20 protein-coding genes are annotated in these 24,235 nt (G+C 58.9%); 9 read left to right on the top strand and 11 right to left on the bottom strand.

Annotation, left to right across the window (positions count from 1 at the left end; genetic code table 11):
- Positions 1–4: 4 nt before the first annotated feature.
- The 4 genes from ACX80Q_RS09245 to rfbB all read right to left on the bottom strand — a co-directional run bounded on the left by ACX80Q_RS09245 (position 5) and on the right by rfbB (position 4,829).
- Positions 5–1,294 (bottom strand): nucleotide sugar dehydrogenase, encoded by a 1,290-nt coding sequence (locus ACX80Q_RS09245; protein ID WP_459330237.1) that lies wholly within the window; start codon positions 1,292–1,294, stop codon positions 5–7.
- Positions 1,295–1,390: 96 nt separating this feature from the next.
- Positions 1,391–2,407, bottom strand: a complete 1,017-nt coding sequence (gene galE, locus ACX80Q_RS09240; RefSeq protein WP_459330248.1) for a UDP-glucose 4-epimerase GalE — start codon at positions 2,405–2,407, stop codon at positions 1,391–1,393.
- Between the two features lie 11 nt (positions 2,408–2,418).
- On the bottom strand, positions 2,419–3,828 hold the full coding sequence (locus tag ACX80Q_RS09235) for a sugar nucleotide-binding protein (protein WP_459330236.1): 1,410 nt from the start codon (positions 3,826–3,828) through the stop codon (positions 2,419–2,421).
- Between the two features lie 2 nt (positions 3,829–3,830).
- Positions 3,831–4,829 (bottom strand): dTDP-glucose 4,6-dehydratase, encoded by a 999-nt coding sequence (gene rfbB, locus ACX80Q_RS09230; protein ID WP_459330235.1) that lies wholly within the window; start codon positions 4,827–4,829, stop codon positions 3,831–3,833.
- Between the two features lie 211 nt (positions 4,830–5,040).
- Between rfbB and ACX80Q_RS09225 the strand changes: the two genes are divergently transcribed.
- The 8 genes from ACX80Q_RS09225 to ACX80Q_RS09190 all read left to right on the top strand — a co-directional run bounded on the left by ACX80Q_RS09225 (position 5,041) and on the right by ACX80Q_RS09190 (position 12,995).
- Positions 5,041–6,807, top strand: coding sequence for a GH25 family lysozyme (locus ACX80Q_RS09225; protein WP_459330234.1), 1,767 nt, complete (start codon positions 5,041–5,043; stop codon positions 6,805–6,807).
- A 128-nt stretch (positions 6,808–6,935) separates the two neighbouring features.
- Complete coding sequence (locus ACX80Q_RS09220; protein WP_459330233.1) at positions 6,936–7,427, top strand: hypothetical protein; 492 nt, start codon at positions 6,936–6,938, stop codon at positions 7,425–7,427.
- A gap of 185 nt (positions 7,428–7,612) precedes the next feature.
- On the top strand, positions 7,613–8,707 hold the full coding sequence (locus tag ACX80Q_RS09215; RefSeq protein ID WP_459330232.1) for a hypothetical protein: 1,095 nt from the start codon (positions 7,613–7,615) through the stop codon (positions 8,705–8,707).
- Positions 8,697–9,692, top strand: coding sequence for a glycosyltransferase family 2 protein (locus tag ACX80Q_RS09210; protein WP_459330231.1), 996 nt, complete (start codon positions 8,697–8,699; stop codon positions 9,690–9,692). The genes ACX80Q_RS09215 and ACX80Q_RS09210 overlap by 11 nt, the downstream gene beginning before the upstream one ends.
- A 67-nt stretch (positions 9,693–9,759) precedes the next feature.
- Entirely contained in the window at positions 9,760–10,503 is a 744-nt protein-coding gene (locus tag ACX80Q_RS09205; RefSeq protein ID WP_459330230.1) for a glycosyltransferase family 2 protein, read from the top strand.
- 8 nt (positions 10,504–10,511) lie between these two features.
- On the top strand, positions 10,512–10,925 hold the full coding sequence (locus ACX80Q_RS09200; protein ID WP_459330229.1) for a DUF2304 family protein: 414 nt from the start codon (positions 10,512–10,514) through the stop codon (positions 10,923–10,925).
- A gap of 39 nt (positions 10,926–10,964) precedes the next feature.
- Positions 10,965–11,852: a glycosyltransferase gene (locus ACX80Q_RS09195; protein ID WP_459330228.1), complete on the top strand. Its 888-nt coding sequence runs from the start codon at positions 10,965–10,967 to the stop codon at positions 11,850–11,852.
- Between the two features lie 54 nt (positions 11,853–11,906).
- Complete coding sequence (locus tag ACX80Q_RS09190; protein ID WP_459330227.1) at positions 11,907–12,995, top strand: NAD-dependent epimerase/dehydratase family protein; 1,089 nt, start codon at positions 11,907–11,909, stop codon at positions 12,993–12,995.
- 98 nt (positions 12,996–13,093) lie between these two features.
- Here the strand turns inward: ACX80Q_RS09190 and ACX80Q_RS09185 are convergent, their stop codons facing one another.
- Positions 13,094–14,989, bottom strand: coding sequence for a hypothetical protein (locus ACX80Q_RS09185; RefSeq protein WP_459330226.1), 1,896 nt, complete (start codon positions 14,987–14,989; stop codon positions 13,094–13,096).
- 82 nt (positions 14,990–15,071) lie between these two features.
- The gene (locus ACX80Q_RS09180) at positions 15,072–16,247 is read right to left on the bottom strand and encodes an acyltransferase family protein (protein WP_459330225.1); all 1,176 of its coding nucleotides are present in this window, start codon (positions 16,245–16,247) and stop codon (positions 15,072–15,074) included.
- A 143-nt stretch (positions 16,248–16,390) separates the two neighbouring features.
- On the opposite strand from ACX80Q_RS09180, the gene rfbA reads away from it, so the two are divergent.
- Positions 16,391–17,254, top strand: coding sequence for a glucose-1-phosphate thymidylyltransferase RfbA (gene rfbA, locus ACX80Q_RS09175; protein ID WP_459330224.1), 864 nt, complete (start codon positions 16,391–16,393; stop codon positions 17,252–17,254).
- Positions 17,255–17,353: 99 nt separating this feature from the next.
- Here rfbA and ACX80Q_RS09170 read toward each other — a convergent pair whose 3' ends face one another.
- The 5 genes from ACX80Q_RS09170 to glf form a co-directional block, all read right to left on the bottom strand.
- Complete coding sequence (locus ACX80Q_RS09170; RefSeq protein ID WP_459330223.1) at positions 17,354–19,276, bottom strand: DUF6541 family protein; 1,923 nt, start codon at positions 19,274–19,276, stop codon at positions 17,354–17,356.
- A gap of 141 nt (positions 19,277–19,417) precedes the next feature.
- Positions 19,418–20,182, bottom strand: coding sequence for an ABC transporter ATP-binding protein (locus ACX80Q_RS09165; protein WP_459330222.1), 765 nt, complete (start codon positions 20,180–20,182; stop codon positions 19,418–19,420).
- A 1-nt stretch (position 20,183) separates the two neighbouring features.
- Complete coding sequence (locus tag ACX80Q_RS09160; RefSeq protein WP_459330221.1) at positions 20,184–21,053, bottom strand: ABC transporter permease; 870 nt, start codon at positions 21,051–21,053, stop codon at positions 20,184–20,186.
- Positions 21,054–23,045 carry a glycosyltransferase gene (locus tag ACX80Q_RS09155; protein ID WP_459330220.1) on the bottom strand — a complete coding sequence of 664 codons (1,992 nt, stop codon included), beginning with the start codon at positions 23,043–23,045 and terminating at the stop codon, positions 21,054–21,056.
- Positions 23,042–24,226 carry a UDP-galactopyranose mutase gene (glf, locus tag ACX80Q_RS09150; protein WP_459330219.1) on the bottom strand — a complete coding sequence of 395 codons (1,185 nt, stop codon included), beginning with the start codon at positions 24,224–24,226 and terminating at the stop codon, positions 23,042–23,044. Before glf ends, ACX80Q_RS09155 begins: the two co-directional genes overlap by 4 nt.
- Positions 24,227–24,235 lie beyond the last annotated feature (9 nt).

Here is a 24,235-nt window from a genome sequence, read left to right as displayed (position 1 = left end):
TTAGCTACGCCCTGCCAATGACACGGTAAGTAACGCCGTCCCATTTCTCCGCGGTGCTAATGCGCCGGCCATCGATGAACGCCTTCACCCCGGGCAGATCTGCCGGAGTCAGTTCCCGGTACTCGCTGTGGTCAGCCTGGACCACAGCCGCATCCACGGCTTCGCCCAAATGGTAGGGCAGGAACCCGAGCTTTTCCAGTTCCGCGTCCGTGTATAGGGGATCGTGCACCAATGCCGTGCCGCCACGGCGGGTGATGGCTTCCACGGCGTCGAACACGCCGGAGAACGCTGTCTCCTTCACACCGCCACGGTAGGCAGCACCGAGAACGACGACGCGTGCCCCGGTCAGGTCGCCATAGGCACCTTCCAACAGGCCAATGGTGTAATCGGGCATGTCAGCGTTGGCCGCTCGAGCAGCGCGGACGACTGTGGCTTCCGGGTCATTCCACAGATATAGGCGGGGGTAAACGGGTATGCAGTGGCCGCCCACTGCAATGCCTGGCTGGTGGATGTGGCTGAACGGCTGGGAGTTGGATGCGGCGATGACCTGGTAAATGTCAATGCCCGTTGTGGCTGCGAAGCGGGCAAACTGGTTAGCCAAGCCAATGTTGACGTCCCGGTAGGTTGTTTCCGCGAGCTTGGCCAGCTCGGACGCCTCGGCCGAGCCAAGATCCCACACGCCGTTGCCGCGTTCCAGATCCGGGCGCTCGTCAAAGTCCAGCACTGCCTCGTAGAACTCCACCGCTTTGGCGGCGCCAGCCTCGGAGAGACCACCCACCAGTTTGGGGTACTTGCGCAGGTCTTCAAAGACGCGGCCGGTCAGTACACGCTCGGGTGAGAACACCAGGTGGAAGTCTTCGCCTTCAACCAGGCCGGATCCTGCTTCCAGGGCCGGCTTCCAGCGGGAGCGGGTGGTGCCCACGGGCAGGGTGGTCTCGTACGCGACCAGGGTGTTGGGGGTCAGGTGGGAGGCCAGTTCAGCGGTTGCCGTGTCCATCCAGCCAAAGTCTGGGTTGGCATCCTTGTCAACAAACAGTGGGACCACCAAAACCACAGCGTCAGCCCCGGGAACGGCGTCGGCGTAGTTCGTCGTCGCACGGAGCTTTCCTGCAGGGACAAGCTCGGAGAGCATTTCCTGCAAGTGTGCTTCGCCCGGGAACGGCTCCGTCCCGGCGTTCACCAGGTCCACTACGGTCTGGTTGACGTCAACGCCCACCACATCGTGTCCCTTGGAGGCGAACTGAACAGCCAGGGGCAGGCCAATCTTGCCCAGTGCGATGACAGCAATCTTCACGTTGTTGTAGCCTTTTCTTTTGAATTTGCAAGATAGCCGGCGAACCGGGGCCACTCGTCCATTGCGGTCCCGGTCCACTTTCGATCGCCGCCTCGGCTAGGAAGCGGCGTACCCGTTTGGATTGCTTTCTTGCCAGCGCCAGTGGTCTGCGCACATCTGGGCCAGGCTGCGGTGTGCCGACCAGCCCAGATCTGCCAGTGCCGCCGACGGATCCGCGTAGCTGACAGCGGCATCACCGGGACGGCGAGGAGCGAATTCAAACGGGATCGGTTTGCCTGCGGCATCACCGAATGCCTGGATAACTTCCAGCACCGAGGACCCGTTCCCCGTACCCAAGTTCCAGGTGAAAACTCCTGTGTGGGTGCCCAAGTAGCCAAGGGCGGCCAGGTGGCCGGCAGCAAGGTCCATGACGTGGATGTAGTCGCGCACACCTGTGCCGTCCGGCGTGGGGTAGTCATTGCCGAAAACCATGACTTTTTCGCGGCGGCCCACGGCAACCTGTGCAACAAACGGCAGGAGGTTGTTGGGAATGCCCGAGGGATCTTCACCAATCCGCCCGGACTCGTGCGCGCCCACAGGGTTGAAGTAGCGCAGCAGCGCTACCCGCCAGGTGGGATCTGAGGCACCCAAATCGCTGAGAATATCCTCGATCTGTTCCTTCGTGCGCCCATAGGGATTGGTGGCATCCAACGGCATCTTTTCGATGAGGGGGACTTCTTCGCTGGCGCCGTAAACCGTGGCGGAGGAGCTGAAAACCAGTGAGCGTACGCCGTGCTTGTCCATGGAAGCCAACAGGTTCAGGGTTCCCACAATATTGTTGTGGTAGTACTTCAGCGGCTGGGCAACAGATTCCCCCACAGCTTTATACCCGGCAAAGTGTATGACTGAATCAAAGGCGCCTGAGGCAAACAAATTGTCCACCCCGAGCGCGTCGAGCAAGTCCAGCTCAATGAATTCCGGGTGCTTGCCTGTCAGCTCTTCCACCCTGCGCAGCGACTCAGCCGATGAATTCGCCAGATTGTCCAGGACAACCACGTCATGGCCGGCTTCCAGCAGGCAGAGAACCATGTGTGAACCGATGTAGCCGGCACCACCTGTGACCAAAACTTTCATGGTTTCCATTTCTACTTGTCCAAATACTCGGCGAGGCGTTGCTTAGCTGTGGCCGGAACGAATCCAGCGGCCTTGATCCGGACCAGATCCAGGGTGCTGTTCAGGGGCCGGGGTGCGGCCGGCTTGCCCTTGAAGTAGTCCTCGGTACTGACGCCCGTGACCGATTCTCGGCTGTTACCGGTGATTTCGTACACATCGGCGGCAATGTCAGCCCAGGACTGGGGTTCGCCGTCGTTGCTGAGGTTGTAGACACCGTAGTCGGCACCTGTTTCCAGCAGGTGCAAGATGCCCGCGGCAATGTCTTCGGTAAAGCTCAGCCGGCCCACCTGATCGTTGACGACGCCGGGCTCGATTCCACGGGCTGCGAGGGACGCCATGGTTCGGACGAAGTTATTCCCTTCACCAATGACCCAGCTGGTGCGCACAATGTAGTGCCTGGGGACAACCGAAACGACGGCGTCGCCGGCGGCCTTGCTTTGGCCATAGACGCCCAACGGTGAGAGAGCTTCGTCTTCGACGTGTGTGTGGGCGGTGCCATCAAAGACATAGTCACTGGAAACATGCACCAAGGTGATGCCGTGACTGGTGGCAACCTTGGCCAGGTTCGCCACCGCGGTGACGTTGATGGCCCAGGCCGCTTGGCGTCCCTCGGGTGTTTCGGCAGTGTCCACGGCCGTGTAGGCGGCGGCGTTGATGATGGTGGAGTAATTCTTCCAGTTCCGGGCGCTGTAGGACGCCTCGGAGGTGAGGTCAAAGTCAGCACGGGCGGCAAACTCAACACTGTTGTCACCGTCGAAGGCAACACGCAACGCCTTGCCGAGTTGTCCGTCGGCACCCACAACAAGTGTCTTCTTCGGCGGCATCGGCGCCACATCGGCCAAGCGGGGGTGGGCCTTGTCCTTGTCGGAGAGCTCGGCCTGGTCCAGAGGAATGGGCCATTCAATGGCGGCAGTCTCATCAGCCAGGTTCAAAAAGGTGTACTGGCCCTGGGCATCGGCCGACCAGTGGTCATTGACCAGGTAGGTATAGGCCGTGTTGTCCTCCAGCGTTTGGAAGGCATTGCCCACGCCGCGTGGAATGAAGATGGCTTGTGAGGGGTCCAGCTCCGTGGTGAACACCGCACCGAATGACTCCCCTTCACGCAGGTCAACCCAGGCACCGAAGATTTTGCCGGTGGCCACGGAGATGAACTTGTCCCACGGTTCCGCATGGATCCCGCGGGTGGTGCCAGCTTTCTCATTGAAGGAAATGTTGTTCTGGACCGGGGAAAAGTCGGGCAGGCCCAGGGCCATCATTTTCTCGCGCTGCCAGTTTTCCTTGAACCAGCCCCTGTTGTCCCCATGGACGGGCAGGTCGTAGAGGACAACCCCGGGAATGGTGGTGGCGGTGGCGGTCAGCGTCTTGGAGAAATCAAAAGTCATTCTTACTGGCCCTGTTCCTTGTACTTGGCTTCAGTGGCGGCCTTCTGGGGGCGCCACCAGGACTCGTTGTCCCGGTACCACTTGATGGTGTCCTCGATGCCGGCATCAAAGTTGGCGAACGACGGCGTCCATCCCAGCTCGGTGCGGAGCTTCTCTGATTCGATCGCGTACCGCAGGTCATGACCTGGGCGGTCAATAACATGATCGTAGGCATCCGCAGCCAGGCCCATGTGGGTGAGGATCAGCTCAACAACTTCCTTGTTGTTCTTCTCACCGTCAGCCCCGATCAGGTAGGTTTCCCCGATGCGTCCCTTTTCCAGAATTGCCAGGACAGCGGAGGAGTGATCGTTTGCGTGGATCCAGTCACGCACATTCTCGCCCTTGCCGTAGAGCTTGGGGCGGATCCCGTCGATCACATTGGTGATCTGGCGGGGAATGAATTTCTCGACGTGCTGGTACGGGCCGTAGTTGTTGGAGCAATTGCTGATGGTGGCCTGCAAGCCGAAGGAACGCACCCAGGCACGCACCAAAAGGTCCGAGCCTGCCTTGGTGGACGAGTAAGGGCTGGACGGGGCGTACGGTGTGGACTCGGTGAACCGCTGGGGGTCATCCAACTCAAGATCGCCGTACACCTCATCGGTGGAGATGTGGTGGAAACGCTTGTTGTGCTTGCGGGCAGCCTCAATCAGCGTGTAAGTGCCGATGATGTTGGTGTCCAAAAACGGGCGGGGATCGTGCAATGAGTTGTCATTGTGGGATTCAGCCGCATAGTGAACCACCGCGTCGACGGATGATACCAGTCCATCAACAAGTTCGGCATCGCAAATATCGCCCTGTACAAAGGTGAAGCGGTCCACCGGCAGCCCGTCCAGGGAAGCAATGTTCCCGGCATACGTGAGCTTGTCCAGAACAGTCACGAACATGTCAGTGTTTTCAAGGACGTAGTGGACAAAGTTGGAACCGATGAAGCCGGCACCGCCTGTGACAAGGATTTTTCGCATAATTCCAGCATACGGGAACAGGGTCGCCTTCACCGGAATCTGGCACGCCGCACCCCCTCCAACAAGGGTTCCCTGCCGACAATTCAGTTGCCTCACGGTACCATGGGCGAACAATCAAGCCCTCTGCCCCATCGCCGAAACTAAGCTTCGATGAACCCTGTGCACCGCTTCCAAGAGTTACGCCGGCATCATCAATACCTACAAGGAATACATGAAAACCAGACCTGTATCCACGCGGCTTGCAACCATGTCCATCGCACTGATCATACTTGCAGGATTCGGCAATGCTCCCGCTCTTGCGGAGCCAACGGCCAACGAAACTCCGCAGGCCACCGAGTCCCCCGCAGCATCAGCCGGTCCCGTCGTTCCCAGCGGTTCCGGTTCCGCCGCAACAATTGCCCCTGACCAGACACCCAGTGCACAACAATCCACTGCAGCTGCCCCCGGTTCTCAGCCAAGCCCGCTGTCGGGGCTGGCTGGCACGGGGTTGGAACGCCCCACCGATGGCGGAGCCGTCATGGGTCAAGCTGGCAAGCAAATACCCACATTGGCCGGACCATTGGCTGCGCCGCTTTCACGGGCCGGCGAACCAAGCGTTGGCGAACAACCGCCGGGCACCGACGGCAAGCCTCTGGGCCTTGATGTCAGCGGCTGGCAGCAAAACGTCAATTGGACAGCCGTCAAGAACTCCGGCGCCCGGTTTGCCTATGTAAAAACCTCTGAGGGCCCCTGGACTCTCAACGACTATTTCTCCCAGCAATACAACGGGGCCGCAAATGTCGGGTTGCTGCGTGGTGGCTACCATTTTGCCCGGCCCAATCTGTCCAGCGGCGCCTCACAGGCAAAAGTGATGCTGGCATCCGGGGGCGGATGGACTGCTGACGGCAAAACTTTGCCGCCAGCCTTGGACATCGAGGACAACCCCTATGTCAGTTCCGACGGAACCAACAAATGCTATGGGATGACCCCGTCCCAGCTGGTTGCCTGGTCCAAGGATTTCACCAACACCATCAAGGCATCCACGGGCAAGGACGCTGTGGTCTACACCAGCTACTACTTTTGGCAGGAATGCTTTGGCAGCAGCAACGCTTTCGCCGGCACCAATCCGCTGTGGATCGCGGCGTACTACGCGTCTAGTCCATGGATGCCGGGACAATGGCCGCAATACACGTTCTGGCAGTATGCAAACAATTTCGCAAACGCTGAACAGACCATACCCGCCACCTTTCCGGGTGACCAGAACGTCTTCAACGGTTCAATGGACCAGTTGCGCGAGTTGGCCGGCGGTGTCCAAAAAGCTTGGATCGGCGCTGTCCCTGGCGCAACTCTCATCAGCGGAAAATGGGCCGGCGACGGCAAAGCCTACGTCGGTTGGGTCAAAGACGCCTACTGGTGCCTGGAGATGCCTGAACGTACCCGGCGCTGCTTCGACTTTGGGGTGCGCGGCGACAAACCCGTAGTCGGCGATTGGGATGGTGATGGAACTGACACCATCGGCATTGTCAGAAACGGTACATGGCAGCTCAGCAACAGTCTGGTGAAGTTGTCCGTCAGTTTGGTTCAATACTTTGGCGTCGGCACCGACACTCCTGTCACCGGTGATTGGGACGGTGACGGGAAAACAACCATCGGCCTGGTCCGCAACGGAAGCTGGCAGCTCAGCAATTCCCAGTCAACCTGGGCCCCTGTCAACATTTACACCAACTTCGGCATCGGCACCGACACGCCAGTTGTGGGCGACTGGAACGGGGACAACAAGGACTCCGTGGGTGTGTGGCGGGCTGGCACTTACTGGTTGTCGGACAGCGCCTCCAGTCCGCCCGTCAACTACGTTTTCGGCTTCGGGATCCCAACAGACGCCCCTGCAATAGGTGACTGGAACGGGGACGGCAAAACTACAGTGGGAATCTTCCGCAATGGAAACTGGCATTTGACCAACGACCTGAAAGCACTCAAGGTGGACTCTGCACGCTTCTAGGCAACGGCGTCTGGGCTTGGTGCGGCGAAGCCACACCAAGCCCAGACGCGTGGCAGTGGCGGGCGGGGCGGGGAATTGTCGGCACACCGCATGGGGTAGGCTGATTATGCAACATATGGAGGAGCATTTTGAAGAAATTCTGGGCGAATATCGCCCTGGCAGTAGCCGTAGCAACCGTGGCTTCGGGATGCACAATCGTTGATGAGACTGTTCCGACGCCTACCGAGGTTGCCACCGCCGCTCCTTCCGAACCGGTTCCCACAACTTATCCGGAACCCACCGGCCCCGTGGACACAAGGCTGACGATTACAATATTGACCGGCAACGCAATGGATGTAAGCACCCGTCAATTGTTTTGTTCCGGTTCCAAGGCCGTCAGCGCCAGCAATTTTCCCGATGCGGATGCTGCCTGCGCCGTGGTGAAGAAATCCTCAGGCTTGTTGGCGTCAAAACCACAAGACACTGACGATGAGAAGTGCCGGGGCACCGGAAATCAGGTGGTTGCAGACGTTATTGGCGAGTCAATGGGCCAACGCGTGCGTGTGTCATTTATGCGTAACAACCTGTGCAATGCCAAAGTTTGGGACAGCCTAACGCCACTCATTGGACTCGGATCGTAGTGTCACCGTCGGCAACTGGCAAGCGCAAGGGCCTCTCCTCAGTTGGCCTATCTTCCCTTGTCGCCGCGGCTAGTGGATATCTAGTCCTCGTTGTCGCATCGCGCCACCTTACCCCCGGTGAGAACGCGAACTTCCTCGCGTTCTGGGGTGTGCTTCTGGGTTTGTTTGGTGTGCTGACCGGGCTGATGACCGAGGCCACCCGTGCGGTCAAGTCCCGCTCAATGTCCACGGCACACCACCAAGGACGGGGCGCGCCAGTTCTTGCGGTGTCCATCCTGATCGGCGCCGTGGCGGCACTCATCGTTGCAACATTCAGCCCCTTGTGGGTTCCAGTGTTGCTCCCCGGTGCGCCCACGCTTCTTTGGCTTGGAGTCGCGCTTGCAGTTTTGTTGTACTCGGGCCACATAGGTTTGGCAGGTGCGTCAGCTGGGTTGGAGCGCTGGGGAACCTATTCCGCACTCGCGGCCACCGAAGCACTCCTGCGGTTGCTTGTTATCTTGGCCGCTGCCTTGCTCGGTGGAAGTGTTGTTAGCCTTGAGTTCGGGGCGCTGAGCGGCACAATCGTTTGGCTCTACTTCGCGGCACTGACCCCGGGCGGGCGACAAGCCTTTGGTGCACGGGCTGATGTGGGCTTGCTGCCCTACATCATGCGCTGCGGGTTCGCCCTCGCAACGGCCGCTGCTTCCGCTGTCCTGATAACGGGTTTTCCCGCGGTGATCAAGATCGCCGCCGACCCCGGCGAGTTCGCAAGCGCAGCCCCCTTGTTGCTGGCGGTGTCCCTGACCAGGGCGCCCATCATGATCCCGCTTCAGGCGTTCCAGGGCGTGGTCATGACCTCCCTGATCCATTCGCAACGCCCCGCTCGTCAGGTTCTGGCCAAGCCATTTGCCGTGATTGTCATTTTGGGAGTCGTGGGAGCCTGTCTCGCTGCCCTGGTGGGCCCCTACATCATGCTCATTTTCGGCCCGGACTATTCCGTTGATGGCCTGCTGCTGGGGGCCCTGACACTTGACGCTGCGTTTCTGGCCATCCTCACACTGACCGGCACGGCGGCAATGGCCCTCGGCAAGCACCGGCTCTACCTGGCCGGCTGGGTGGTGGCAACCGCGGTTTCAGTGGCGCTGCTGTTCCTGCCCACCCCACTGGCCGGAACAGTTGTCGTCAGTCTCCTCATAGGTCCCATCCTCGGGGCCGTCGTCCACACTGTCGGTGTGCTGCACTACAGCCGGAAACCGACTCAAGCCCTGCCAAATCCAGAGGACATCATCCATGAGCGTTGAACCCCAGGTCTCCATCGTCATGCCGTGCTACAACGCGGCGGCAACCGTAGAACGCGCCATCATGAGCGTCCTCGCGCAGACTTTCACGGATTTTGAACTGCTCATTGTCAATGATGCATCGACAGACAATACCGTTGAGGTTGTCAATGCCATCATTTCCAGCACCCAAGATTCCCGGCTGAGACTAGTCGACTTGGATGCGAACGTGGGCCCTTCGGGTGTTCGCAACAAGGCATTGCGGGAATCATCGGGCGCATTCCTCGCGTTCCTGGATTCCGACGATGAATTTCTTCCACTATTCCTGGAACACCATATGGCAGCCCTGACTGAAGAAGTGGACATTTCGATCGCAGGACACTTCGTGGTTCGCCCCAATGGAAGCCAAGCATCCCGCCACAGCCAATTCATCGGCCAATGCACGGGTGTGGAAGCCATGCGCGCAGCCATGGTGGATGAGATTCTTCCCTTCGCCTGGGACCGGGTGTACCGACGATCACTGTTCAAGGGGATTAGCTTTCCCGAGGGTGCAACGCGTTTCGAGGACATGATGATCAACATCATCCTGTTCCCCCGAGCACGCAAGGTTTCCAGCTCTTCAACTCCGCTGCACCGCTACTACATTTCCTCCGATTCGTTGACGTGGGGACGCATACCGACCCGGGCGGATGCGGAGTTGGCACTGAACGATCTACATCAACACCTCCCCGAGGATTTATGGACTGGCAAGTACGCAAAACCGTACGCAACCATGCGATTGCTGGTCACCTTGATCGTGGCACAAAGCGCCATCATGAAGCTCAACCACCAGCCAGCGGCCCAGGCCACCATTGATGACTGCCGGGGCAACCTAAGAATTTCCTGGATTTTCGCGGCAGCCATCGTCAAGCCCAAGTTTGCCGTCGCCGCACTAATGCTAAAAGTGGTTCCCAACACATTCGCCAAGATATATCTCCGCCATTCAGCGAAAAACTACGGTCAGGACTAGACCACACCCCCTCTGGCGCATCCCGTCAACCCATTCCCTAGAACCCGATTGGTATAGATTAGAGACCATGACCCAACCACCTCTTTCACGTATCCTTGTCATCATGCCGGCTTGGAACGAGGGTCTGGCTGTCGGCAACACCGTACGCGAGGTGCTGGCCCGCCCAGAGAAGTACGACATCCTTGTCGTCAATGACGGCTCCACAGACAATACCTCCGAGGTGGCCGCTGCCGCCGGGGCAACCGTGCTTGACCTGCCCTTCAACTTAGGTGTTGGCGGAGCCATGCGTGCCGGCTTCAAGTATGCGAGCAGAAACGGATATCAGGCCGTCATCCAGGTCGATGCCGACGGTCAGCATGACCCGAAGGATATTGCCGTAGTACTGCAGGGGCTCGCTGTTGCCGACATCTCCATCGGTGCCCGTTTCGCAGACAAGGGCAACTATGAGGTGCGCGGCCCGCGAAAGTGGGCCATGGTTTTTCTTGCCAGGACCATTTCCAAACTGGCGGGAACCCGACTAACCGATGTCACCTCCGGATTCCGGGCGGCCAACACTCGTGGCATTGCACAGTATTTGGACCATTACCCTGCGGAATACCTCGGTGACACCATCGACTCCTTGGTGGTAGCCATTCGATCGGGGTGCAGGGTCACCCAAGTACCTGTTGAAATGCGGCCCCGCCAGGCCGGAACACCCAGCCATAATCCATTAAAGGCTGCAATCTACTTGGGGCGGAGCATTTTTGCCTTGCTGTTTGCCTTGACCAGAAAACCCTCCTCCATCGTCCAAACCGAAGCTGAAGTAGGGTGAATCTGGCCATGCCGGTTATTGCTGCACTAGTACTTTCATTAGTTATTCTTTTCATTGTTTTTGACATGCTTCGCCGGAAGAAAATCCGGGAAAAATACGCCACGCTCTGGCTGATTGTTGGATTCGCAACACTTGTCTTGGCCGCTTTCCCCCGTCTGCTTGAAATAGTTGCACAGCTTCTGAGCGTCCAGGTGCCCTCGAATCTCCTCTTTGCCCTCAGCATTGTCCTGGCACTTGGAGTTTGCCTGCACCTGTCGTGGGAGATTTCCATTGTGGAGGATGAGACTCGCGTGTTGGCGGAAGAGGCCGCGATTCTGCGCGTGCAGCTGGAACGGCTCGAATCAAAAATTGACGCTTTAACCGGCGAATCGCACCCGTCACGCACAGATGACTCACCGAACAGCGGCGAACAAGCAAGCTAAGCGCCACCCCAACTTCGGGGAGAAAGAGATGTACCCACCATGCCTTTGGATATCTTCATCCCCTACTGGGGAGACCCCGGCTACATGAAAGAAACAGTCAAAAGTGTTCTGGCTCAAACCAGTGACGATTGGCTGCTGACTGTGGTTGACGACGCCTATCCTGATCTGGAAATTCAGGAGTACGTGACGTCCCTGAACCACGAACGTGTCAAGTACATCCGGAAGCCGCAAAACGAAGGCATCACGGCAAACTACCGCACGTGTGTATCCCTGGCCACCGAGGACATGATGGTCATCCTTGGCTGCGACGATGTCCTGCTCCCCAACTACGTTGACGCCATCACCACAGCACATGCGCGCTTCCCCAACGCCGGCATTATCCAGCCCGGCGTGCAGGTCATCGATGAGAACAGCGTCGTCGTGAGCACCTTGGTCGACATGATCAAGCAAAAGGTGGTCCGGCCCCACGGAAATGGTCCCCAGCTTGTCTCCGGTGAGTCCATCGCCGCCAATCTCATGCATGGCGACTGGCTCTATTGGCCGTCACTGGCGTTCCGCACCGACAGGATCAGGGCCGTCGATTTCCGTGACGGATTCCCGATCATTCAGGATTTGGCCCTGATCATGGACATGATCTACGCCGGAGACCAGCTGCTCATTGACCCGACGGTCTGCTTCTCCTACCGCCGCCATTCACACAGCGCGTCCTCATCCAAGTTGTCCGACGGGTCACGATTCATCGGCGAGCGAGATTACTTTGCAGTATCTGCAGCACAGGCCACGGAACTCGGCTGGAGCAAAGCAGCACGCGCCGCAAAACTCAGGCTGACCTCGCGGGCACACGCACTGGCGCTGGTGCCCAAGGCCTTGCTGTCGCGAGACACCAAGGCAGCGAAGGTTCTGAGCCGTCACGTCTTCGGTTCCTAGCTCCTTCCCCTGAACTTACCTGCAATCCCAATTTAACCAAGAAAGTAAATCACCATGCACAGTTCCCCCGCACAACGGTCGGAAACCGTCCTCGTCACCGGTGGTGCAGGATTCATTGGATGCGCCATTTCCGCCTCACTCCTTCAGTCCTTTGGCCGGGTTGTGGTGGTGGACAATCTGCATCCACAGATTCACGAAACTGGTGAACGTCCGGAAACACTCGCTGAGGGTGTTGAGTTGATCGTCGCAGACATCACCGAGGCGTCCACCTGGGACCAGATTCTTCCCTCCATCAAGCCTGACGTGGTCATCCACCTGGCTGCCGAGACGGGGACAGGTCAGTCGCTGGAGGAGTCCACTCGACACACTCACGTCAACGTTGTGGGGACATCCCAGCTCCTGGACGGCCTCAATCGCCACAAAGCTCTTCCCCGGCGCATTGTGCTCACCTCCAGCCGCGCTGTTTACGGTGAGGGTGCCTGGCGCGGGAAAGATGGCAGTCTCTTCTACCCGGGGCAGCGCACCAGTGAGACCTTGGACAACTCCGAGTGGGACTTCCCCGGTTCAGAGCCCACCGCCATGAATGCGACGGAAACTTTCCCGGCGCCGGTCAGTGTCTACGGTGCCACCAAGCTGGCCCAGGAGAACATTCTGCAGGCCTGGGCGAAGTCCTACGGCGTGGAGACAGCCATTCTTCGCCTCCAAAACGTGTACGGTCCCGGCCAATCCCTGATCAACCCGTACACGGGCATCATGAGCCTGTTCTGCCGCATGGCAATGGGGGGGCGTTCCATTCCCCTCTACGAGGACGGCCAGGTTCGCCGCGACTTCATCCTGATTGACGACGTGGCATCGGCGGTGGTGGCTGGGGCAACATCAGAACGCACCCACCACCTGCCTTTGGATATTGGCTCCGGTGAATTCCAGACCATTGGAACCGCCGCGGAGACCATCGCCGCACGGTATGGTGCGCCGACGCCGCATGTAACCGGCCAGTACCGCCAGGGCGATGTGCGCCACGCCTGGGCCGACATTGCTGCAGCCAGCGATGTCCTGGGCTGGACGCCTCGATTCAACCTTCAGCAGGGCATTGAACGGCTGGCAGACTGGATTGACGGCCAGCCAGACGTCAAGCCTGCCTAGCATCACCACCAATGGGTGAGGGTCCAGACACTGGGTGTCTGGACCCTCACCCATTTCCGGCTCTCCCGGACCAGCAATGGCGGCTGGTGGCAATGATCCTAGTTCAGGCTTGCCATGATCTGATCGAGGGCTGCCTGGTTCTCCGGGTCAACAACTATCACGGCCGCAGGGTCTTCCGATTTGATGTCAACGATGACCTTGCGCAAGTTCTCGGGTCCACCACTGAGCGGGAACATATTCAGCGAAAGTGTCCAGCCATGTTCGGTATAGTTGCCGCGAAGTCCGTCAAACCACTGCTGGGCCAGAATTACGTCCACATCGTTGGGGTTCGTGGTCAAGTACATGACAGGACCTGCCAAACCCTCGCTCCGCCTGACGGCGTCCAGGAGCCGGCCCCCGGCAACAGAGCCCGTGCTGACGGCAGCCCGCTGTTTTGCGGCCTGCAGCCCCGACTCCGCCGTTGGCGGCATGCCGATCTCCTTCAAGGGCAAGGTAAACCCAAAGACCTGGGTGAATCCGATGGAAACAACCATGCTGGCCGCGAGCAGCCGTCCTGGGCGTTGGCGTGCCCTTTGGTGGACCAACGGCCTGCCCGGTTCGAGCAGGCCATTGGCGGCCAGGGCCAAACCGAGCAGTGCAAGCAAAGCCAAAGCGATGGAGAACTTCTGCATGTAGTAGCTCAGCGCACCAGTCTTGGCCAATTGCGCTGCAGCCATGGCTACGGCAAGGGCCAGGGCAACCCAAATCGAACCTAGGCTCCATCTGGTGCGAACCGCCGACGGAGCACCTGGCCTACCGCGTCCCCCGAGCAAGAAGGCCGCGCCGGCCAGGAACAGCAACGAAGCAATGAGGAGGCCAAAATCTGGCAACGGCACACCGCCTATGGCGTACAGTATCCCCTCAGCCTTGACCGTCAGCAATTGGCTGGCTGCCGTTGCTGCAGAGAGGGCAACGACGGATGCCAGCAAGATCACTGTCAGCAGTTCCCCCCGTGATGCCTTCCATCGACCTTTCGGGGTCACAAAAAGCAATGCCACAACACACGGCAACAGGAACACGCCGAGCAAAACCCAGTTCTGCATGACTGCAGAAAGGCAGGCACTGGCAGCGATCAACGGCAGCGGATCAAATACCCGCTCCATGGAGTGGAACAAGACGATGGCTGCTCCGACGAGGGCAGTGGTGAAAAAGAAATTCGAAAAACCGTGCATGGAAGCCAACGCGCCAGGCCCAAACAACCAGCCACTGCCCACTAAAACAGCGATCGGAACACCGATGGCCGGTGCTCGCCTCAGTGCGGGCAGGGAACAGACCGCAGCCACGATGAGAACCACGATCGCTATGTTCAGGACAGCCGAAAAGTTCGCAAAAGTAATGAGCTCGGTCTCCCAAACACCGGGATCATTCTTCCGCGCCAGCTCGCTCAACAACACCAAAGTACTGTGGAAGCCCTGGGGGTAGTCGGAGAAAGCCCACCGGCTCCCGTCCCCAGTAGGCCCAGCCAACGGCAAGACCGTTCCGTGTATCCGCTGCATGTGGAAAATATCAAAATGCGATGCATTGTCCCAAGCCATCAGGAGCAGTGCCATGGCGTCATCTACACGGCGGACAGTCAAGTCCTGAAAGGTCACAAAGACAGCGCCCGCGGCAGCAAGCAGCGGCACTGCGTCAATGCCGCTGACCTGTGGAAGCAGGCGGCGTCCCTCTCCCCTGAAGGTTGGAAACCAGAGGCCACAAAAAACGACGACGGCGACAGCCGTCGACAACAGCATCGTGGAACGCACATTCGGGGGCCAGTCAAGCGGAATCCACCACAGGAGCGGCACAAGCCCAAAAATGACCGGCAGGGTCCACAGGATCCGGCCCGACAAGTGTCTGGACACCGGAATCAGTACGAGCAGAACACCAAAGAGCAGAAGGACCCAGGAGCCGTACAGGAGCCCCGCGGAGCGCAAGGAAAAAGTAAGTGCGAACGCGACGAACGCAATGGTCACGGCACCAAGCAATTTTGCCGGCGACGAAGGGTTCGCGGGCAGGCTAACGCGGCGGTCCGCCCCACTGGCAACAGTGAGCGGTTCAGCGTGCATCGTTGCCGTTCACAAGATTCACGGACCCGGCGTCGGCCACCGGTTCTGGGGCCGGGGAAGCTTGCGGCACAGCTGGCTTGCCAGCCTTGCGGCCACGCACCCGGCGCATGATTGGCTGTTCGACCAGAAGCCAACTTCCTATTGCCAGCGGGACGGTTATCGCCGCAGCGGCCAGGCTGAACCACAGGATGCCCCAGGTGTGAGCCCCAAACACGGCAAGCAGCTGCTGCACCGCAAACGCGTAAATATAGACACCATATGAAATGTCATTTTTGGCAATCAGTTGAGGCTGTCTGAGGACTGTCGAAATCCAAATGACGCCATAAGTTACAAATACTGCAGATGCCTGGCCTCCCCATTCAGGGACTGTCGAGGAAATAACAAATGCAGCTAAGAGCGACAGCACTCCGGGGATCCAGTGGAATCCAATCTTGTCCTTCCAGACAAAGACAGTGGCGCCACCAAGGAAGAAGGGCAGCAAACGCAGCAGCAGGACAACGTCGAAGTTGTCATTGGTCAAGCGGCTGATGGAGTCTATGTTTGCTTGAGCCAGCACCGAGAGGAGAAAAGCAGCTGTTACGGGCCAGCGTGATTTCCGCACGAATGCCACGGTGCCAAGTGCCGCAATAATGAGGTAGCACAAGAACTCGTAGTACAGACTCCACAAAGATCCGTTCCATGCACCTGCATACGGGACATTCAACGGTGTCCCAGCAATGTCGTAAAACCGAACCTCCAGCATGGCGTTTGAGATCAGGAAGTTCAGTGGCGAATGGGGCGCCGTGAGGTACCCCTGCAGATTTCCGTTGGCGGCCACGTAACCAATCGGCGCAAACACAAACACCATGGTCAACAGGCAAACCCAGAACGCTGGCATGATTCTGGCAATGCGATGAACCAGGTAGGTCCCGAGTCGGTTTGACCAGCGACTGGAAGTAATCAAGTACCCGCTAAGTCCAAAGAAACCAGCAATCGCCCAGCCACCAAGGCTATCCCCGGCGAACTCGGGCTCCCCAGGCACTCCCGCCAGTGGCCAGCTATGGTGAACGAGGACAGCCAAGGCCAAAATGAGCCGGATGAGGTTCAGGCTGTTGTTCCTGGGATCGAGCAACGTGCCGAACCAAGTCCCTGTGGTTGCGTCATTCACCAATCGTTTGCTGCTCAAAGAGTACCTAATCTTCCAACGTATGACCTCGGGCATGGGCTTGGGCCGCGATCCTCTCCAGCGAACTGGAGACTTTCACGCTTGGGCTCACCAGGACGGTCCCCCGTTTGCGTTCTGCCAAGACATGCGGCGATGATTACTTCATGCGCGGAATTATCCTTGCGGGCGGAACTGGCTCGAGACTGCATCCAATTACCCATGGTATCAGCAAGCAGCTGGTGCCCGTCTATGACAAACCCATGATCTACTACCCACTCTCAACCCTGATTCTTGCCGGAATCCGGGATATTTTGGTGGTGACAACACCTCACGATTCGGAGCAGTTCAAGAGACTGCTTGGCGATGGCTCGCAATTCGGCGTATCCATCAGCTATGTGAAGCAAGAGTCACCGGACGGCCTGGCCCAGGCATTTATCCTGGGCGAAAACCATATTGGCAACGACACTGTGGCCTTGGTTCTCGGTGACAATATTTTCTACGGCCCCGGCATGGGCACGCAGTTGCGCCGCCACGCCAATATCGATGGTGGCGCCGTGTTCGGCTACTGGGTCAAGGATGCCAAATCCTATGGCGTTGTTGAATTCGACGACGAAGGCAAAGCCATCTCCCTCGAGGAGAAGCCGCTGGTGCCCAAGAGCCACTACGCGGTTCCTGGGCTGTATTTCTACGACAACGACGTTGTCGAGATCTCCAAGGGCCTGAAACCCTCACCTCGTGGCGAACTGGAAATCACTGACGTCAACCGGCACTACCTTGACAAGGGGAAACTGCAGGTGGAGATTCTCCCGCGTGGCACCGCTTGGCTGGACACTGGAACTTTCGACGACCTCAACAATGCCTCTAATTTCATCCGCACTGTTGAGAGCCGGCAGGGCCTGAAGATTGGCGCACCCGAGGAGATCGCCTGGCGGCAGGGCTTCCTGAACGACGACGAGCTGCGGCTACGGGCGGAGCCACTCCTGAAGAGCGGCTACGGAGCATACCTGCTCTCACTGCTCGAGGCATAGTCGGCACATTGTCTGAACAACCAAAACGCCCCGGTCCCAGGACCGGGGCGTTTCTTTGTTACCAGGCCATGACGGCGCATTCCCCGCCTGCGCCACGGCCTACCAGCAGGCCTTGACCCTAAATAGTTTGGCGTCTTCACCCTGTTGGTCAACAAGTTCCAGCGCAGGCGACTCGGACAGGTCCAAGATGCCACCATAGCCGGGCATGGTTCCGGTTACCGTCCTGGTGCCAAAATCGAGCACGTACTTGATGTTTAGTGCACGAACCGAATCGCAAATCCATGGAAAGTCTGCAGCACTCTTGAGTCCCGCATTGACGATGTCGACGTCGTCACCATGGGTGGTCAAGATATGCGGCTGCATGACCTCTCGTCCGGAAAAAGCATAAGCCAACGCGGTCCCGCTACTGGGAAGGCCGGCAATAACCGCCCCAGGTTCCACATGGTCCCCAATCCGGTTAAGCAGCGCTGTCTCATCGGGTGTGAGCAGTCCCGCCGCCTCTGTGGACTTGTAGGACCAGTGGGTGCGTTCAACGGCCCAGGTCATAACGCCAAATTGGGTCATGAAAACGAGGACGAGAATTCCAGCCGTGAAGGCTGCTGCCCGTCGCTGGGGCTTCATCGCCGGAACAGACGATTCGCCCTTTGAGGACTGGCCCCGCAAGGCAGCCAATCGGCGGTGGGCCTCGTCCCAAAGATACGTAGCCCCAATCACTGCCGGCCCCAGCATGGCGACGGGCAATAGGGCAGCCAAACGGTAGCTGTCGTAGTACCAGACGCCGGTGAGGTACCACCGAGGACTGAAATTCAACCCCGCAGCGTAAAAGAAGAGCACTGCGGCAACGACGAATGTGCCAAGAACCCACAATTGCTTGCGAGTGACCATAATCCGGAAGATTCCAACCAACATGCAAATCGCGATGATGGCTGCCGCCGGACGCCCCATGGCCCCACCGAGAAGGATTTCGCCGATGGCTTGAGGCGGGCTCTCCACAGCACCCCAGGAAGCTGCACCAGACGGTGGGCGGAATTTACGCCACACGATCGCAAGCACTGCCAAAAACCCAACAACGATCACGGCGATGCCCCACAGGCTGCGGCGACGCTCCGGCGTGTTGGCCGGCAGCAGTTGGACTACCCGGCCGTAAACCAAGAACACAACCGCGGGCAGAACAAAAGCAAGCAAGGCCATCAACGTGCTCGGGTGCGAAACAGCCACTGCCGGTACGGACACCAGGACCAAGAGCCAGGCTACGGGAGTGCTCGGACGGTAACCCTTGGCGACTCCCAGGGCGCTAAAGGCAAGCCCCATGGCTGCGGGCAGCAGTGAAATGGACAGCAGGTTTGGATACAAGACGCCCCAATCAACCATCAGCAAGGGGAAGCCGGTGAAGGCCGAGACGAAGATCATGGCCATGACGGTGGCAACAACACGCTGTCCCACCAAACGCTGAACCAAGTACAGGCAACCAAGGGGCCACACAAAAGCGCCGATGGCGATGCTGGTCACATTGACAGCAACGGGGATGCTCGCACCAGTGGACATCGCGACCAAGCTGGTCATCGCATGCCAGGCTGAGGGGTAGGCACTGATGCCAGTAAAAGCACCAAGATTCAGCGGTGAAGCATTTCCCGACTCAATGGCCCAGCGAACAGCGTTGAGGTGGAAGACATTGTCGTACGTTTGTGAGATGTTCTCGGGCGACTGGAACGCTGTTCCCAACTGCAGCGCAATGAGGGCGCCGGCCCCCACCAGGCCTGCCACCGAGGCAAGGATGACTGGCCTTCGCTGAGGTTCCCAAACAGGATCCGGCCATTTCCGGGCCAAGGCAGTCTTGATGCCGAACGCGACCGCCGAGACCACCAGTACGCCGACACCATAGGAGACCGGCGTCCAGCCCACCTTGACCAGCGGTAGAACCAGCGAAAGGACGCTGGCCATGGCCACGCTAAATACGGGGGCCAACAATAAGCCGGCCAGGCCCCGAACGCGAACGGCCAGCGAAAAAACAAGACCAGGCACAACAAAGACTGCCCCCGCTATCAAAACCAAAGGTACAGCTTCCCACCAAGTCACTCCAGCACCGCTTCCTAACAAACTCAAAACCTGCCGGACCACATGCCCGGCAGCTAACAACAAAACAATCCAAATTGGCCTGCGCGGTTAGTCGGTCTCAGACCGCCTGCGCAGTTCCTTCACCACCGCATGAACCTCGCCATCCATGACAACCTTGCCATGCTCCAACAAGACTCCACGTTCACAAACAGTGGACACCAGATCCAGGTCATGGCTGACAACAAAAAGCGTCTTGCCGGCGGCAGCCAGCTCCTTGATCTTCTTGATGCATTTGCGCTGAAACGGCTCGTCCCCGACAGCCAGGATTTCGTCGATGAGAAACACTTCGGGATCCGTGTGGACGGCGATGGAAAACGCCAGCTTCAAGTACATGCCGGAAGAGTAAAACTTCACTTCGGTATCAATGAACTCGCCAATTTCGGAGAACTCCACGATCGAATCGAACATGGTGTCGATCTGCTTCTCGGTCATGCCAAGAATAGCGCCGTTGAGGTAGACGTTGTCACGTCCGCTGAGATCGTGATGGAATCCGGCACCAACCTCGATGAGCCCGGCCACCCTTCCGCGGGTCCGGACCGTTCCGCCGTCGGGCTGAAGAACACCTGAAATCAGTTTCAGCAAGGTCGACTTGCCTGACCCATTCAAGCCCAGCAAGGCAACCGTCTCACCCTGGGCCACATCCAAGGAGATGTCCTTCAAGGCGTCGAAGCGCTTGGACAAATCACCTTTGCGGCCCTTCGCGAGCCACACGATGGATTCTTTCATGGACCGGGTGTTGCGCAGCACAAACACCTTGCGCAAGTTACGGCAGGTTATGGCGATATTGTCAGCGACAGTTTCAGCAACCGGCATGCTAGAGCTCCTGGGCAAAGTGAACGGCGAGGCGCCGGAAGACGAGTTGGCCAACGAACAGCACAACCAGTGAGAGCAGCAAGGACACAGGCAACCAGAGCGCAATCAGATTGGGCGGAAGCTCCACCATTCCAATCTGATCCGCACCCAAGGTTGGGTACCAGAAAGCCCAGTGGAAGATCTCCACGGCCACTGTCATCGGGTTGGCCTGGTAGAGGAAGAACCATGGGCCCAGGGCGTCCCTGGCCATGGTCCACAGGTACAGCACCGGCGAGGCCCAGGTGACCACCATGAGGATCATGTCCACAATGTTCTCCGAGTCGCGGAAGTACACGTTGACGGCCCCGAAAAGCAGCCCCAAACCCATACCAAGAATCGCCACAATGATGAAGGCGGCAACGGCGGCAAGCAACTGGAAGATTGATGGCTGCCACCCGACGAGCAGGCTGGCACCCACCAGAATCACCACTTGTGGCAGGAAGTGTGCGGCGGAAACCCAAACGGTGGACACGGGAAAGAGCTCCCGTGGCAGGTAGATCTTGCGAATCAAGTCCCTGTTGTCCACGATAGAACGGGTGGCATTTCCAAGGGTCTCGGTGAAGAAGTTGACCAGGACAATTCCCGAGAACAGGTAGATCGCGTAGTTCGGCGTCGCCTTTTGCAGGTTCAGGAAAATGCCGAGTGCAACGAAGTAGATCATGAACTGCATGAGCGGCTTCACATAGGACCACAGCAGGCCCAGCACGGAGCCCCTGTAGCGAACCTTGATTTCCTTGCGCACCAACAACTTGAGCAGGAACCTGTTCGAATACACATCCAACAGACCACGCCCTGCACCCGGAGTGGTCAGCTCACCATTGACAGCTGGCATCTACTGACCATCCGCGGAATGCTCGTCGAAGGTCTTTTTCCAGGACTCCATTGACGTTATTTCCGCCACGGCACCACGGTAGCGTTCGGCCAATTCGTCCCACTCCTTGGCAAGTCGAAGGTGAAGCCGGGCCGACTCTGCCAACATGGAGCGCAGCAATTTGGGATCACGGCGGTACCAGGACATGCCCGTGCCTTCGGCATTGGTCACCACCACGGAATCATAGTGGGCAAGGCGGAACCAGCGGCTGTCCCGGTGCGCCAGCACGCCCTGGGGGCGGATCGCAGCATCCGGGTCCGGCGTCTTGACGAGCTGGCGCGCCACTGTCTTGATCCCCCAGGAAACCAGGTCTTTCTTGTGCGGCAGGCCCATAGGCGTGCCAGCCATCGGGCCGCGTCCGAGCACAGGTGCAGGGAAATCGTCGACATTTTCCTTCAGCTGGGCGTCGTCATACTGTGCCCGCAGGGCATTGATTCCCGGCAGCTTCGTTGCCAAGGTGGCATGCAGCTGTTCCGGGCCCTTGAAAATATCCTTGAGGGCTTCCAGCCTGCCATGCTCGGTGAAGTACTGCATGGACACCAGGTGCTTCACGTCCGCCTGCACGGACTCGCGCAGGACGCGGCCGCCCTTGGGATAGGGGCTGTAGATCAAGGTGGTGATGAGGCGGTTGCGTTCGTGGAAGTAGGATTGCCAGCCCACCATGTCGTCCTTGTCCAGCCAGGACACGTGCCACACGGCTGCGCCGGGCAGGCTGACGGTGGCAAAACCGGCTGCACGGGCACGCAAGCCATACTCGGCGTCGTCCCATTTGATGAACAGGGGAAGGGACAAGCCGATCTCGCGGATGACGGCGGTGGGGATCATGCACATCCACCATCCGTTGTAGTCCACGTCTACGCGCCGGTGCAGCCAAGATGTCTGGCGCAGGTTGGCAACACTGAAGTCGTGGCGCATCTCCATGTCCGCGTGCGGGGCCGCTGGAACTATGCGGTGCGGATCCACCACCTCACCAAAGGTGTGCAGGACGCTGCGGTTGTGCAGGTCAAACATGTGACCGCCCACAATGGTGGGCTTCTTGCAACGATCAGCAAAGGCCAGCATCCGCAAGATGCTTTCGGGTTCCACCACCACGTCGTCATCCAACAACAACGCGTAGTCGCTGCCGTTTTCCACTGCTTCATACATGCCGCGGGCAAAGCCGCCGGAACCGCCCAGGTTCCCCTGGTCGATGATGCGAAGTTTTCCGCCCAATGCGGCACTGACCTCGGCAAAGCCTTCTTCGTCGCGCACCTTCTTGGAACCTTGGTCGACAATCAGGATTTCCTTGACGTTTTCCAACGCATCCGGGTTAGCGGCCAAAATGCGGGCATTATTGAGGCAAAAGTCCGGCTTGTTCATGGTGGTGATTTCCAACGTCACCTGACCGGAGCTTCGCGGAGCCTCCTGCAGCGTCCACTGAGCATCAACCAACGTCAGCCCGTCGTGACCTGCTGCCAAGTCAAACCAGTACCAGCCGCCGTCGCCAAAGGGCACCAAAGTGAGGTCAAATGTGGTGGTCTCGGCGCCGTTGACGCTGATGCTTTCCACGTGCTGGATTGAACCACGGGCGTTGGATTTGCTGACGGCAATGGCACCGCTGCCGGTGGTGGTGACCTCCAGTCGGACGGTGCGTACATCAGTCCAGCGCCGCCAGTAACTCGCAGGGAAAGCGTTGAAGTATGTCCCGAAGGAAACCTGCTCACCGGCACGAACATTCATGGAGCGGCGCGAATTGATGTCATCAAAGTGCACGCCGGCACCCCCGGAGCTGAAGAGTTGCAGCTTGTCTTCGGGGAGTTTCGGGCTCCGGGCCAGCTCATCGTTTTCCCGCAAGCGAATGCCGCTGGCTGAGCCGGCGTCCACGTACAGCGGAAGAGTATCCACCTGTGCCTCTGTGGGCAGAATGACCCGTTGCAGGACCGCCAACTTTGTTTGCGCTTCAACTACGCTCACGCGTCAACTCCTCCGCTTTGCAGCTTCGCTCCGCCAGTGAAATGCGGCTTGATCTTGTTGTCATACATGTTCAAGGCGGAACCGATGGCCATGTGCATGTCCAAGTACTTGTAGGTGCCCAAACGGCCACCAAACAGCACGTTGTTCTCGCCGCGGGCCAGATCGCGGTAGGCCAGCAGCTTGCTGCGGTCATCGCTGGTGTTGACCGGGTAATACGGCTCGTCGCCCTTTTCGGCGAATCGGCTGAACTCCCGCATGATGACAGTGGCGTCCTTGGTGTACTCGCGTTCCGGGTGGAAGTGGCGGAACTCGTGGATCCGGGTGAACTTCTGCTCCTCATCCGGGTAGTTCATGACGGCGCAGCCCTGGTAGTCCTCGATCGGCAGCACTTCCTGCTCCAGATCGATGGTGCGCCAGGACAAATCACCCTCGGCGTAGTCAAAGTAGCGGTCAACGGCTCCGGTGTAGATGACCGGGACCTGGCCGATGACGGCCTTGCGGGAGTATTCGCCGTCGTCGAAGAAGTCGGTGTTCAGCACCACTTCAATGTTCGGGTGATCGGCCATCCGCTCAATCCACGCGGTGTAGCCGTCAACCGGCAGACCCTCGTGGGTGTCGTTGAAGTAGCGGTTGTCGTAGTTGTAGCGCACAGGCAGCCGGGAAATGATCGACGCCGGCAGGTCCTTGGGGTCCGTTTGCCACTGCTTGCCCGTGTAGTGCTTGATGAAAGCCTCGTAGAGGGGGCGGCCAATGAGCTGGATGCCCTTGTCATTCAGGTTGGACGGATCGGTGCCGGCCAGCTCGCCAGCCTGCTCCTGGATCAGCGCACGCGCCTCACCCGGGCCCATGGCTGAACGGAAGAACTGATTGATAGTGCCCAGGTTGATGGGCATCTGGTACACCTCACCCTTGTGGGCTGTGTACACCTTGTGCTGGTAGTTGGTGAACGCGGTGAAGCGGTTCACGTACTCCCATACGCGTTCGTTGGAGGTGTGGAATAGGTGCGCCCCATAACGGTGCACCTCGATGCCTGTCTGTGCCTCGTTCTCGCTGTAAGCATTGCCGCCAATGTGGTGGCGGCGGTCAATGACGGCTACCTTCAGCCCCAACTCGGTGGCGGCACGTTCTGCAATGGTCAGGCCAAAGAAACCCGAACCGACGACGACTAGGTCAGCGTTCACAAACTCTCC

This window comes from Arthrobacter sp. HLT1-20 (assembly GCF_054510895.1).
The sequence above is the reverse complement of the archived record's forward strand: the minus strand, read 5'-3'. Positions and strand labels throughout refer to the sequence as shown.